This is a genomic window from Bradyrhizobium sp. USDA 4353, from assembly GCF_054063215.1.
The window spans coordinates 3,478,601-3,491,900 of record NZ_JBSSGB010000001.1 but is presented as its reverse complement, the minus strand read 5'-3'; the positions used below and the strand labels follow the sequence as shown (position 1 = coordinate 3,491,900).

At 65.7% G+C, this 13,300-nt stretch carries 11 protein-coding genes; 3 read left to right on the top strand and 8 right to left on the bottom strand.

Features of this window, described 5'->3' with window-relative positions:
• Positions 1–3 precede the first annotated feature (3 nt).
• From ACVILH_RS15375 to ACVILH_RS15365, 3 genes are all read right to left on the bottom strand, one after another.
• Complete coding sequence (locus ACVILH_RS15375; RefSeq protein WP_456713645.1) at positions 4–429, bottom strand: DUF3995 domain-containing protein; 426 nt, start codon at positions 427–429, stop codon at positions 4–6.
• Positions 426–773, bottom strand: coding sequence for an Mpo1-like protein (locus tag ACVILH_RS15370; RefSeq protein ID WP_456713644.1), 348 nt, complete (start codon positions 771–773; stop codon positions 426–428). Before ACVILH_RS15370 ends, ACVILH_RS15375 begins: the two co-directional genes overlap by 4 nt.
• A gap of 101 nt (positions 774–874) precedes the next feature.
• The gene (locus ACVILH_RS15365; protein ID WP_456713643.1) at positions 875–2,665 is read right to left on the bottom strand and encodes a ShlB/FhaC/HecB family hemolysin secretion/activation protein; all 1,791 of its coding nucleotides are present in this window, start codon (positions 2,663–2,665) and stop codon (positions 875–877) included.
• Between the two features lie 127 nt (positions 2,666–2,792).
• Between ACVILH_RS15365 and ACVILH_RS15360 the strand changes: the two genes are divergently transcribed.
• Entirely contained in the window at positions 2,793–4,016 is a 1,224-nt protein-coding gene (locus tag ACVILH_RS15360) for a FecR domain-containing protein (protein WP_456713642.1), read from the top strand.
• Between the two features lie 138 nt (positions 4,017–4,154).
• Complete coding sequence (locus ACVILH_RS15355) at positions 4,155–6,914, top strand: EAL domain-containing protein (RefSeq protein ID WP_456713641.1); 2,760 nt, start codon at positions 4,155–4,157, stop codon at positions 6,912–6,914.
• Between the two features lie 264 nt (positions 6,915–7,178).
• Here ACVILH_RS15355 and ACVILH_RS15350 read toward each other — a convergent pair whose 3' ends face one another.
• The 3 genes from ACVILH_RS15350 to ACVILH_RS15340 are packed head-to-tail and all read right to left on the bottom strand — an operon-like array spanning position 7,179 to position 9,836.
• Complete coding sequence (locus ACVILH_RS15350; protein WP_456713640.1) at positions 7,179–8,105, bottom strand: polyphosphate kinase 2 family protein; 927 nt, start codon at positions 8,103–8,105, stop codon at positions 7,179–7,181.
• The gene (locus tag ACVILH_RS15345) at positions 8,102–8,818 is read right to left on the bottom strand and encodes an NUDIX hydrolase (RefSeq protein ID WP_456713639.1); all 717 of its coding nucleotides are present in this window, start codon (positions 8,816–8,818) and stop codon (positions 8,102–8,104) included. The genes ACVILH_RS15350 and ACVILH_RS15345 overlap by 4 nt, the downstream gene beginning before the upstream one ends.
• Positions 8,819–8,822: 4 nt before the next feature.
• Complete coding sequence (locus ACVILH_RS15340) at positions 8,823–9,836, bottom strand: ABC transporter substrate-binding protein (protein WP_456713638.1); 1,014 nt, start codon at positions 9,834–9,836, stop codon at positions 8,823–8,825.
• Between the two features lie 248 nt (positions 9,837–10,084).
• Between ACVILH_RS15340 and ACVILH_RS15335 the strand changes: the two genes are divergently transcribed.
• On the top strand, positions 10,085–11,134 hold the full coding sequence (locus ACVILH_RS15335) for an IS110 family RNA-guided transposase (RefSeq protein WP_456711532.1): 1,050 nt from the start codon (positions 10,085–10,087) through the stop codon (positions 11,132–11,134).
• Positions 11,135–11,460: 326 nt separating this feature from the next.
• Here the strand turns inward: ACVILH_RS15335 and ACVILH_RS15330 are convergent, their stop codons facing one another.
• Both ACVILH_RS15330 and ACVILH_RS15325 read right to left on the bottom strand, forming a co-directional pair.
• Positions 11,461–12,246 (bottom strand): ABC transporter permease, encoded by a 786-nt coding sequence (locus tag ACVILH_RS15330; RefSeq protein WP_456716986.1) that lies wholly within the window; start codon positions 12,244–12,246, stop codon positions 11,461–11,463.
• Positions 12,247–12,478: 232 nt separating this feature from the next.
• Complete coding sequence (locus ACVILH_RS15325) at positions 12,479–13,291, bottom strand: ABC transporter ATP-binding protein (protein ID WP_456713637.1); 813 nt, start codon at positions 13,289–13,291, stop codon at positions 12,479–12,481.
• Positions 13,292–13,300 lie beyond the last annotated feature (9 nt).

Sequence of the window (13,300 nt, the reverse complement as noted above, 5' to 3'; positions counted from 1 at the left end):
CCGTCAGCCCTCCCATGCCAGAAAAAGAAAGCCCAGCCCAGTGGCGATACAGCCCGGGCTGTAGAAGCGGGTGTCATTGCGGGCGAAGCTCGTCGTTCGGACCGCCTTGAATAGTCCGACATAGGGGTGCCAACTCAATCCACGCCCAAGGAATATCACCGCGAACAAAGCCATGGCTGATCGAAGCAGGCCACGCGGTAGCAACACATTGACGCGCATGACATAGACAACCAGCGCCACGAGCACGACGGAAAGGACGGCTGCGACCGCCAGCGTCGCAGTCGCCGTTGGCTCAAATAGCGGGGTCTCGTCCTCACGCTGCGGCACAGCTACATTCCGACCGTACTGGCCCCCAATCCCCCAGTAAACATGGAATGCAACCGCGACCGCAAGAAACGCCCCCATGAGCAACGCGATCAGCTGCGTCACGGATGCTCCGCCGCAAAATGCGCAGGCGTCAGCCGAACGATTTGGGTGTTCAGTCGTCCTGTGAGCTCAAGCGCAAGCATTCGAAAAAAGCTCACGACGCTCCAAACTGGTCTTGTCGCGTAGGGCTTGTTGCTGTTGCCTTCAACGAGCTCATGACTGAAATAGGCGATCATGTAGCTTGACGGGCAAACGATCAGCGCCAGCCACCAAGCGACGTAGAATGACAAAAAGAGGCCGAGCAGCTGCCCGAAAAACAGCCCGAAATAATGGAAAACGCGCGTTAATCGACGGGCATGGCCGGCAAGATAGCCGAGCCAATAGTCATCAAAAGTGAGCGTGTTCATAGCGGCGACCTCACGTTCAGCGGTAGCTTGCCAGATATTGCTCCCGCGCACAAATCGAAGGCCGTCTTTAGAAGAGGCAGATCCCCGCCCCCCGCAACTTCTCAGATGCACGGCCCCTGCCCGCGCTGCGGGCACAGCTTGAGCACGCTCGACAGCGACAGCAGGAAGCGGGCGCTGCGCGGGGTGTTGTCGGGGGCGCGGTAGCCGAGCGGGACGGCGACGCCGAGATCGGCGCGCCAATCGTTGGGGAAGGTGAAGCGCACGCCGCCTCCGGCCGACGTCAGCGCCACGCCGTCCGACGGACGAAAGCCGTCATTCCAGGCGAGCCCGGCATCGAAGAAGCTGTAGAGCTGATAGCTCTTCAGATAGGTCCAGTCCGGCTTCTGCTCGAAGCGAACCTCGAACGTGCCGGCAACCGCATTGTCGCCGCTGATCTCGGCGCTGCCATAGCCGCGGCCATAGGACAGGCCGCCGAGATAGAATTGCTGCGAGTTGTAAAGCGGCCCCGAGGCGAGCTGGCCGGCGGCGGCGATCTTCAGCGACCACGCATCCGTGAGCGTCTGGTAGCGCGTGAACCAGCCGTTGACGATCGCGAAGCTCGGCGACGCGCCGGGCCGCGAGGCCATGACGTCGCCGGCCGGCGTTGCGCCGAACGCGTTGAGCCCCTGGCGATAAGCGAGCGTCAAATAGCTGTCGCCGCCGAGATCGTCCTTCCAGCGATAATCGCCGGTGAAGGTCAGCGTCCGGATGCGATCGCGATACCAGATGCCGAACACGTCGCGCTCGGTGACGTCGCTGAAGGCGGCCGCGACCGTCAGGTTCAACGAGGCGGCCTGCGACTGGATCGGCGCGAAGCCGCCGCGTAGCTCGACCGTCTCGGTCACGGTGTTGTCGTTGAACAGCCGCCTGATGTCGCCCGGCCGCACCTCGCTGTACAGCGCCGACGCGCCGACATGGACGCCGTCGATGCCGACCGGCACGTCATAGGACAGCCGCCCGAACATGAGCTGGCGCGGATCGCCGGGCGTGGTCGAGAAATTGGCGGTGAGCGTGTCGCCCGGCAGCAGATACGAGTTGAACGCCGCCGTGGCGTAGCTCTGCCAGGGGCCGACGGTCGACGAGCCCAGATTGTCGAGACCCGCGGAGCCGTAGACGTGCCAGGTCTTGAGCTCGAGCACGAGACGGAAACGGCCGGTGGCGCCGCCGATCTCCTCCAGCGCGGAATCGACCAGGCGCACGCCGCCGCGGCTGTTGATCAGCATCAGCTGGCGTTCCAGGGTGGCGAGCCGCGACGGCTGCTCGGCCAGCACGGGATCCAGCATCGGCCGGATGCCGAACTCCTCCGCGCCCTCGCCCTTCAGCGTCACCTCGGTGATGCTGCCCTCGATGACCTGGATCCGCACCCGGCCGTTGCTGATGTCCTGCGGCGGAATGATCGCCCGGCTGAGATGGAACCCGGCGGCGCGATATCGATCGCTGATCGCCGACGCGATGGCGGCGAGGTCGGCCTGCGAGACCGGCTTGCCGATGTAAGGCTGATAGGCCGCCGCAAGCTGCTCGGCCGAAAGCGCCGAGGTTCCCGTCAAGGTGACGCCGCGCAGGGTGAACAAAGGCTTATGATCGCCTCCACCCTGCGTGCCGAATTGAGGCGCACGCGGACGCGGCGGTGCCGGCTGCGCGGACCGCGACTGCTCGTCGAAATACTTCTCGGTCTGCCGCGGATCGAAGCTCGGCTGGCCGACCTGCTGCGCATGGGCGGTGCTCGTGAGCAAGGCTGCGAGCAGAGAAACCCCGGCCGCGGCGCCGCCGAGCACGCGCAAGCCGCACGGCGCGGTCGCCTTCGCGCGCCGCTCCGCAGACCTCCCAGCACCTCTGACACAACAGCGACCCATGCTTCGTTCTTAATTTGTTAAGGTCAATGAAGCGTAAACGGGTGAAGGAAAGGCGGCTGCAACTCCTAAGGGTCTCTTGAAGGATTTGGATTAGTTTCAAAGGCCGCCAATGACGCGAGTTCGTGCCATGTCATCCAAGCACCTCCTGATCTCGGGACTGATCGCCGCGTGCCTTGTCGGCGCAGCGCCTGCCGCAATCGCCGCCGACGGGGAGCCGTGGCTGGTCAGCAAATCCTCCGGTGACGTCTGGGTCACCACGCAGGGAGCCGCGCAGGTGTCGCTCGGCCGCGAGGAGGCGCTGAAGCCCGGCGATACGATCCGCACCGGCCCCAACGGACGCGTGCGGCTCACGCGCGGCGCCGAGACCATGGTGATCGCGCCGAACTCCGAGGTCGGCCTCCCCGCCGAGGCCAAGGACGGCATGGCGACGACGATCCTGCAGCGCGCGGGCTCCATCCTGCTCGATGTCGAGAAGCGCAATGTGCAGCATTTCGAGGTCGAGACGCCCTTTCTCGCCGCCGTCGTGAAAGGCACGCAGTTCAGCGTCACGATCTCTGCCCGCACCGCCAAGGTCGAGGTCAGCCGTGGCCAGGTGCAGGTCGCGGACTTCAAGAGCGGACAGATCGCCCAGGTCCTGCCGGGACAGGCCGCGACCACCTTCGCCAACGGCCGGTCCGGGCTCAGCCTGTCCGGCAGCGGCACGTTCATGCCGATCGAGCAGGGCCGTCCGCGCACGCCGACGCTCGATCGTGTCCCGGTGCCGCGCGACGGGCTGCATGCCCCGCGCGAGGTCAAGGGCGGCGTGATCCACGCGCTCAACGCCAATGCCTCCCCGGTCCGGTCCGGCGCATCGGCGCTGCCGGCGCAGCGTTCCGCGACGACCTCTGTTGCCGCGCGGCCGAACGTGGTGCGGATCTCGAGCGCGATCGGCGAGGTCAACCTTAACATTCACAAGGCGACGCGCGGCCTCGCGCATGGCGCAAATACATCAGCCAACGGCGCGGGACGCAGCACCGCCTGGACCGACGCGAGAGGCAACAGCGGCAATTCGATCAGCAACGGCGCAAGCGGGGCCTCCTCTCTGGCTGCCGCTGTGACGGCCGCAGTGGGCTCGCCGAGCGCGTCGGCAAGCAACGCGGGCACGAACGGCGCTGCCGGCCTCAGCATTGCGGCCTCGAACGGAGGCGGCAACAACGGCAACGGCAACGGCGGAAACGGCAATCACGGCGACGCTGGCAACAACGGCAATAGTGGCAAGGGCAACAACGGCAACGGCAACAGTGGAAGCGGCGACGACGACCATGGCAACGGCCGCGGTCGGGGTCATGCCTACGGCCACAGCAAGGATTGAGGCTTCGCAGAACGCCGTCGTCGTCATGCAAGCAGACCTGTCGGGGCGCATCCACGCCCCGCAGACGGGGAGACAACAATGAATCCGGGATCGCGGACGCCGGGTGCCAAGCCGGGCCGCGAACAGGCGGGAGGGGGAATGTTCAGGCGGTTCATGCCGCATATCCTGGTCGTCGTTGCGCTGCTCACGGTGGGCCTGTCCGGCTGCTACGAGCTGCTCGGCAACGCGCTCGTCGATCTGCGCTTCCGGTTGAACAAGCATCCCGCGAGCGGCGAGATCGCGGTGGTGACGATCGATCCGCGCTCGATCGAGGCGCTCGGCATCTGGCCCTGGCCGCGCACCACGCATGCGCGCCTGCTCGACCAGTTGCAGCGCGCCGGCGCGCGCGACGTCGCCTTCGACGTGGACTTCAGCTCTCCTTCGGACGCAGCGGCCGACCGGGCCTTTCAGGACGCGTTGAGGGCTGCGACGAGCACGGTCGTGCTGCCGGCCTTCCGGCAGCTCGACGCGACGCAGCGGGGCACCGCGCTCCACATCAACCGGCCCTTGCCGCAATTCGAGCAACTGGCCTGGTCCGCACTGGTTAACGTGGAGGTGGCCCGTGACGGCCGTGTCAGGAGCTACACCTTCGGCGAATATTGCGAGTACGGTCATGACAAGACCTTCGTGCAAACCTTCGGAGCGTTCCTCGCCGGCAGCAATACGGTCAAGGACAGTGCCTTCCTGATCGACTACGGCATCGATCCGTCGTCGCTGCCGAAAGTCTCCTATGTCGACGTGCTCCGCGGCAACGCAGACGCGCTCGCCGCGATCAAGGGCAAGCGCGTGATCGTCGGCGCGACCGCGATCGAGCTCGGCGATTACTACAGCGTGCCGAACGGGCGCGTGCTGCCCGGTGTCGTGCTGCAGGCGCTGGCGGCGGAATCGATCCTTCAGCATCGCACTTTGCTCAAGACCACGACGGTGGCGACCGTCGCCGCCCTGCTGCTGATCGTGGCGATGATGCTCGCCGGCTGGCGACGACTCTCGGCAGCGCGGCGGAGCGCGCTGATCGTGCTGATCAGCATCGGCATCGAGGCGATCGCGCTGCTGCTGCACGACCGCTACGCGCTGGTGCTCGACAGCTCCCTGCTGCAGATCGCGCTGGTCGCCTATCTCGTGGCCACAGCGCTCGACGAGATCGACTTCCGCGGCCTGTTGCGGCATGTCGCCGAAAGCCGGTTCGAGCGGATCGCGATGTCGATCGGCGACGGCCTGGTCTGCACCGATCAGGACAAGCGGATCACGGTGTGGAATCCCGGCGCGGTCGCGATCTTTGGCTACAGCGCCGACGAGATCGTCGGCCAGGCCTTTGCGCGTCTGCGCGCCGATGGCACCGCCGACGAGCTATTCCCGCGCGAAGAGGCGGCGCTGCCCGCCACCTTGCTGCCCGGCGGCGCCACCGTCGAGTTCGACGGCCGCCGCAAGGACGGCGAGGTGTTTCCGGTCGAGGCCAGCGTCTCGGCCTGGCAGGGCGCCGACGGCCTGCAATATGGCGTGATCCTGCGCGACATCTCCCAGCGCAAGCGCGAGGCGGAGCGCATCCGATACCTCGCCGAGCACGACACGCTGACCGGCCTGATCAATCGCAACACGCTGCAGACCGAGCTCACGGCGATGATCGAGACGGCCGACGCCGCGTCCGATCAAGTGGTGCTGCTGGTGATCGGCCTCGACGGCTTCCAGCACATCAACGATATGCTGGGCCACAGCTTCGGCGACAGCGTGCTGCGCGCGGCGGCCGAGCGGCTACGCGCCGAGATCGGCAGGATGGGCCGCGTCGCCCGTCTTAGCGGCGACGAGTTTGCCATCGCCATCCCCTGCTCCGCGATCGGCGGCACGGTGGCCGAGCTCGCCGAACATCTCGCGCGGCTGTTCGATGCGCCGCTGGAGGCCCAGGGCCGGCAGCAGCGCGTCAAGATCAGCCTCGGCGTTGCGGTTCATCCCGACGGCGGCCAGACCGCGGACGAGCTGCTCAGCAACGCCCACCTTGCACTGTGCCGCGCCAAGACCGATGTGCGCGGCAGCCACGTGATCTTCGAGAGCGCGATCCGCCAGCAGCTCGAGCAGCGGCTGACGCTCGAGGCCGAGCTTGCGCTCGCGGTCGAGCGGCGCGAATTCGAGCTGTTCTACCAGCCCCAGGTGGATCTCCTGAGCGGGCGCGTGATCGGCGCCGAGGCATTGATCCGCTGGCGGCATCCGACCCGCGGCCTGGTGCCGCCAGGCGACTTCATCCCGGTCGTCAACACCTCGCCGCTGTCGGAAGCGGTTGCCACATGGGTGATGGCGACGGCGTGCCGGCAGGCGCGAGAGTGGCAGCTCGCGGGCCACGAGATCCGTGTCGGCGTCAACCTGTCGCCCTCGCAATTCCAGGTCGGCGACCTCGCGGCCTTCGTCGGCAAGCTGCTCACCGTGACCGGGCTGTCGCCCGGCCTGCTCGAGCTCGAAGTCACCGAGGACATCCTGCTGCATGACGAGCCCGGCGTGCTGCAGACCTTCAACCGCCTGCAGGCGCTCGGGGTCAGCCTGGTGTTCGACGATTTCGGCACCGGCTATGCGAGCCTCAGCTATCTCAAGAAGTTTCCGCTCGACGGCCTCAAGATCGACCGCTCCTTCGTCCGTGACGTGCTGACGGAGTCCGACGACGCGGCGATCGTCGGCTCGACGGTGAGCCTCAGCAAGCAGCTCGGATTGTCGGTCATCGCCGAGGGCATCGAGAACCAGGCCACCGCCGACTTCCTGCTCCGGCTCGGCTGCGAGCAGGGCCAGGGCTATCATTTCGGCAAGCCGATGCCATCAGCGGACTTCGAGCGGAGGTTCCTCGCGCCTGAGGAGAGGCAGCAGGCCGGCGCGGCTTAGCTCGGCTCGAGCAACACGCCACAGCCGCCGTCGCGACTGTCCATCCTGAGAGCACGATAGGTTTGGTTCGGTTGAAGAGCAGCCGCGATCTCCGTTCACCTCTCCCGAAGGAAGAGGTTGGATTGCATCGCCAGATGCAATCCGGGTGAGGGGTTACATTTTGTCTCGCAGCCCCCTCACCCGGCGCTTCGCGCCGACCTCTCGCCGACGGGGAGAGGTGACGGAGATCGCGGCAAGTGCTTTCATTCAACAACGAACATCGCTCTAGCTGCGGCCCGTCTTCCCGCCCTTGCCGTCGCTCTCCAGCGCCTTGCGCACTGCCTTGAACTCGTCGCGCGACGCCGGATCGACGCGCGGAAAATGCAGGTCGAGGCCTTCGAGCGCGGCGACGATGGTCGAGCCGATGACGACGCGGGCGAACCATTTGTGATCGGCCGGCACGACGTGCCACGGCGCGTAAGGCGTCGAGGTGTGGCGCACGATGTCCTGATAGACCGCCTGGTAGCGCTGCCACTTGGCGCGCTCGGTGACGTCGCCCATCGAGAACTTCCAGTTCTTCGCCGGCTCCTCCAGCCGGTCGAGAAAGCGCTCGCGCTGCTCCTCCTTGGAGATGTTGAGGAAGAACTTCAGGATCACCGTGCCGTTGCGCGTGAGGTAGCGCTCGAAGGCGGAGATGTCCTCGAAGCGCTCGCGCCAGATGTTCTTGGTGACGAGTTTTGGCGGCAGCTTCTCTGCTTTCAGGACTTCCGGATGCACGCGCGTGACCAGGCATTCCTCGTAATAGGAGCGGTTGAAGATGCCGATGCGGCCGCGCTCGGGCAGCGCCAGAACCGTGCGCCACATGAAGTCGTGGTCGAGCTCCTTCGAGGTCGGCTGCTTGAACGAGGTCACCTCGCAGCCCTGCGGATTGACACCCTCGAAGATGCTCTTGATCGCGCTGTCCTTGCCGGAGGCATCCATGCCCTGCAGCAGCACCAGCACCGACCAGCGGTCCTGCGCGTAGAGCTTCTCCTGGAAGTCGGCGAGCCGCTGGCGGTTCTGCTCGATGATCGCCTCGCCCTGCTCCTTGTCGAGTCCGCCCTTCACCTTGGTCTTATGCGACTTGAGATGAAACTTGTGCCCGCCGTCGATCCGGAACGGCGAGATATAGGGATCGAGCTCGGTGGCAAGCGAGCGGGCTTTCTTGCTCATGCAGACGACTCTCCGGCGCTGAACTGGGTTTCGAGAAAGGCGGTGACGAAGCGCGGCATCGCTGCCGTCAGATCGTCCCTGCTCCGAACCAGCCGGACGCCTGCGAGTTCCGGCTCATCCTGCGCGGCGAGATTGGCTTCGATCCGACGCTGCAGGACCTCGCCGGTCTCGGCCACGTCGAGCACACGCATCAGGGCGACCGAGGCGCCGGTCACGACGCAGTCCCAATGCGCGGCCGCCTGATAGTCCGCCGGGGTCAGCCCGGTCTCCTCCTCGACCTCACGCGCGACGTTGGACGCAAGATCGAGCGTGCTGCCGTCGACGTCGTCGAGATCCGGCGTGCCGGCCGGGAAATACAGCCGGCCGGCATTGGCGGTGTGCGCGCCCATCTCGCCGAGCACGAAGGCGCCGTCACTGGAGCGCAGCGCGCCCATGCCGAAGCCGTTGAAGGCGGTGCGGTCCGGAAAGCCCCAGTCGCGCCATGCCAAGAGGCTGGCGAAATCCGTCTCGAAATAGCGCGCGGAGAACTGCCCGTGATCGAAGCGGGCCTCACGTCCGAGCAGGATGCGCCCGTTCCACAGGCCAGGCTTCTCGCGCTGCCGCTCGGCGAAATGCGCCGCGATGTCGTCGCGGCGCTCGCGTGCGAACGGCCAGTCCCACGGCTCGACCTTGAGGTCGAGCGTGGTGACGCGGTGGATGACAACGTCTGTCATCCCGCTATTTCGCACCCTTCGCCTGCTCGACGAACTTGTTGGTGAAGGTCTTGCTGACGTCGATATTGGCCTTGGCGACCTCAGGCGAGCCGGTCGAGAACACGGCGAGCACGGCATCGGCGCCCTTCGGGTCCATCTTGCCGGTCTGCGAATACATCGGGATCGTGTTCTTCAGCGCGGCGAGATACAGCGCCTTGTCCTTGCCGACCAGCTCCTCCGGCATCTTGGCCATGATCTCCTCCGGCGTATGCGCGTGGATCCAACCGAGCGTCGCAACGATCGCATTCGTCAGCGCCTGCGTCTCCTTCTCATGGCCGGCGATCCAGGCCACCGTCGAATACAGCGCACCGCCCGGATATTCGCCACCGAACACCTCGAGCGTGTCGTGCTGGGTGCGGGTGTCAGAGAGGATCTTGAGGTCCGGATAGGCGCCCTGCAGCACCGTGACCGAGGGATCGAGCATCACGGCCGCGTCGATCTGCCCCTGCTGCATGGCCGCCACCGCGGTGGCGCCGAGGCCGACGCCGATCACGGCAGTGCCCGTGGGATCGAGCCCGTTCTTCTTCAGCATGTACTTCAGGAAGAAGTCGGTCGAGGAGCCCGGCGCGCTGACGCCGACCTTCTTGCCTGCGAGATCCTTGACCGAGTTGATCTCCTTGTTGTGCGACGGTGCGACGACCAGCACCAGGCCGGGATAGCGGTCGTACACGACGAAGGATTGCATCTCCTGCTTCTTGGCAGCGAGATTGACGCAATGATCGAAATAGCCGGAGACGACGTCGGCGCTGCCGCCGAGCACGGCCTTCAGCGCATCCGAGCCGCCCTTGAGGTCGACCAGCTCGACATCGAGCCCGGCCTTCTCGTATTCGCCGAGCTGTTTGGCCAGCACTGTCGGCAGATAGCACAGGCAGGCGCCGCCGCCGACCGCGATGGTCACCTTGCTCGCCGCGGACGCAAGCCCCGTGCTCAGCGTCAGCGCCAGCAGCGCGCCGGTGACCCGGCCGATGATCTTGTTCATGTGTTTCCTCCGTTCGTGTCGGTCAGATTATGACGGCGTGGTTTGAATGAGAAGGCGAGATGGTCGCGCCAACCTCCGCTGTCGTCCCTGCGAACGCAGGAACCCATACCGCGTGATGTCGCGGTGGGAAAAGATTGGTCGTCCTGCGTGCCCAAAACCACTCCCTGTGGTTGATGGTGTGGACGGCCCCCTACGGCATCAGTTGTGCCAGAATGAGGTTGTCGAAGTCTCATACCAGGGAGCCGTCCGTGAGCCAGATTATCCGCATTGGAATGGATACGTCGAAGTATATTTTTCAGCTGCACGGGGTGGATGCGGAAGAGCGTGTGGTGCTGCGCAAGCAGCTGTCGCGTAAGGCGATGTTGAAGTTCTACGCCGATTTGCCGCCGACAGTGGTGGTGATAGAGGCCTGTGGGGCATCTCACCACTTGGCGCGGGAGCTCGGCAAGCTGGGCCATACGGTCAAGCTGATCGCACCGCAGCTGGTGAAGCCGTACGTTCAGCGCAACAAGAACGATGGTCGGGACGCAGAGGGGCTGTGCGAGGCCTCGAGCCGGCCACGGATGCGTTATGTGCCGGTCAAGACGGCGGATCAGCAGGCCGCCTTGATGCTGCTGGGCATCCGGGAGCAACTGGTCGCCCGTCGCACCCAGCTGAGCAACATGATCCGTGGTTACGCGGCTGAGTTCGGCCTGACCGTGGCCAAAGGACTCGACAAGCTCGCCTCGTTGCTGACCACGATCGAACAGGACGAAAGCGTGCCAGAGCCGGCGCGGGAGCTGTTTGCGATGCAGGCCAGCGAATACGCGCGCGTCCAGGGGGATTTGAAGGCGATCGATGCCAAGCTTCTCGCCTGGCACCGCGCCAATGCCTTGAGCCGGCGTCTGGCACAGATCCCGGGCATCGGTCCCATCACTGCCGCGGCGTTGGTGATGAAGGCGCCAGATCCCCACGCCTTCCGCTCCGGCCGACTGTTCGCAGCCTGGCTCGGCCTTACGCCAAGGGATCATTCGACCGCAGGAAAGACCCGGCTCGGCAAGATCACGCGGGCAGGCGACGAGCGATTGCGCCAACTGCTCGTGGTGGGCGCAACCGCGGTCGTCCAGGTCGCCAAGGCGAAGGGAAAAGGGCCTGCCTGGCTCATCGATCTGTTGAAACGCAAGTCGGCGAAGCTTGCCGCGGTAGCGCTTGCCAACAAGATGGCGCGCATCGCGTGGAAGCTGATGACCACGGGCGAGACCTTTGATGCGGCTCGACTGGCTGGCCTGGCGAAGGCCCCCGTCGCGGCCGCCGCGTAACAAACAAAAGTTTTCGGCTGACCGGAGGGCTATCCCACCGGCCGAACCGGAGCTGCAAGAGCAGAGGAGATGGTGCGATCGATCGAACCGAGATGCGAGGAATTCCGTGGGACCCATTGGCTGAACAAGGTCGCGTGGTTGATTGGAACTCGTGTCGCGGAAACCATCTTGGCCAGCGGTCCGAAAGGCCGCACCCAAAGGCCGGACATATGGATGCAAGCGATCTGGTCGAACCTCAACGAAGCTCTTGTGCCACGGGGGCCGTCCACATATGGGTCCCCGCGTTCGCGGGGACGACAGCGGTGGCTGTGGAACCACCGCGCACATCATCGTCCATCCGCCGCATCGGGGCGCCACACCAGCAGCCGCCGTTCCACCAGCGTCACGCCGATGTCGATGATGATGACGAAGGCCGACAGCACGAACATGCCGGCGAACACGCCGGCGACGTCGAACACGCCCTCGGCCTGCTGAATGAGATAGCCGAGGCCCGCGGCCGAGCCGAGATATTCGCCGACGACGGCGCCGACCACGGCGAAGCCGACCGAGGTGTGCAGCGACGAGAACATCCAGGACAGCGCCGACGGCCAATAGACGTGGCGCATCAGTTGCCGCTCGCTCATGCCCAGCATGCGCGCGTTGTCGCGCACCACGGTCGAGACCTCCTTCACGCCCTGATAGACGTTGAAGAAGACGATGAAGAACACCAAGGTGACGCCGAGCGCGACCTTGGACCAGATGCCGAGGCCCAGCCACAGCGTGAAGATCGGCGCCAGCACCACGCGCGGCAGCGCGTTGGCCATCTTGACGTAGGGATCGAACACGGCGGCGACCAGCGGCTTGCGCGCGAACCAGAAGCCGACCAGCACGCCGCCGAGCGAGCCGATCGCGAACGCGAGGATCGATTCCCACAGGGTGATCGCAAGATGCTTCCAGATCGCGCCGGTCGCGAACCATTTGACGACCTGGGCAAACACATCGACCGGGTTGGAGAAGAAGAACGGCGGCAGCAGGATGCGGCCGAACACCGGGACGGTGGCGAAGAACTGCCACAACGCGATGGCAACGATCGCGACGAGCAGTTGCAGCGCGAGCAGGGTGACACGCGACATCATGCTGCTTCCATGTGCATGAGGGACGCGAGATCGCAGCGTCGCGCACTGCTCTGCTCCCTCCCCCCTTGTGGGGGAGGGCTGGGGAGGGGGGTGCTCCAACCGACAGTCTTTGCGGGGTACCCCCCTCCCCGCCCCTCCCCCACAAGGGGGGAGGGAGAGCACTGTACGAGCGGAGAAAGCTGAGCTCTCATCGTTGACCGCGCCACTGCCGCTATCACGCGCGCCACCATCACACCGCCTCCGCCTGCTTGTAGGTCTTCTCGACCTCGGCCTTCAGCGTCTGCCAGATCTCGCGATGCAGCTCGTGGAACTCGTGCTTCATGCGCACCTCGAAGATGTCGCGCGGGCGCGGCAGGGTCACGCGCCAGTCACCGATGATGCGCGAGGCGGGTCCGGCCGACATGATGACGACGCGGTCGGCGAGCGCGATCGCCTCTTCCAGGTCATGGGTGACGAACAGCACCGCCTTGCGGTCAGCATTCCAGAGGTCGAGCAGCAGATTGCCCATGATCTGCCGCGTCTGCGCGTCCAAGGGCCCGAACGGCTCGTCCATCAGGATGATGCGGGGATTGCGGATCAGCACCTGGGCGAGGCCGACGCGCTTGCGTTGGCCGCCCGACAGCATATGCGGATAGCGGTTGCCGAAGGCACCGAGGCCGACCGACGTCAGCCATTGCTGCGCCTTGGCTGCGGCTTCAGTCGGGGACGTGCCCGCGACCTCGAGGCCGATCGCGACGTTCTCCAGCGCCGTCTTCCAGGGAAACAGCGCATCGGCCTGGAACAGGTAGCCCGCCTCGCGATTGAGCCCCGCCAGCGGCTGGCCGAAGATGCGCACCTGGCCGGCCGCGGGCTTCAGCAGCCCCGCCGCAACGTTAAGAAGCGTGGACTTGCCGCAGCCGGTCGGCCCGACGATGGCGACGAACTCGCCGTCCTCGACGCTCAGTTGAGCCGTCTCGACGGCGGTATAGGTGCGCCCGCCGGCAAGACGGAATGCGACCGTCGTCCCCTCAAGCGAGACCGCGGCGGCCGTTGACTGCGTCACGTCCAAGTT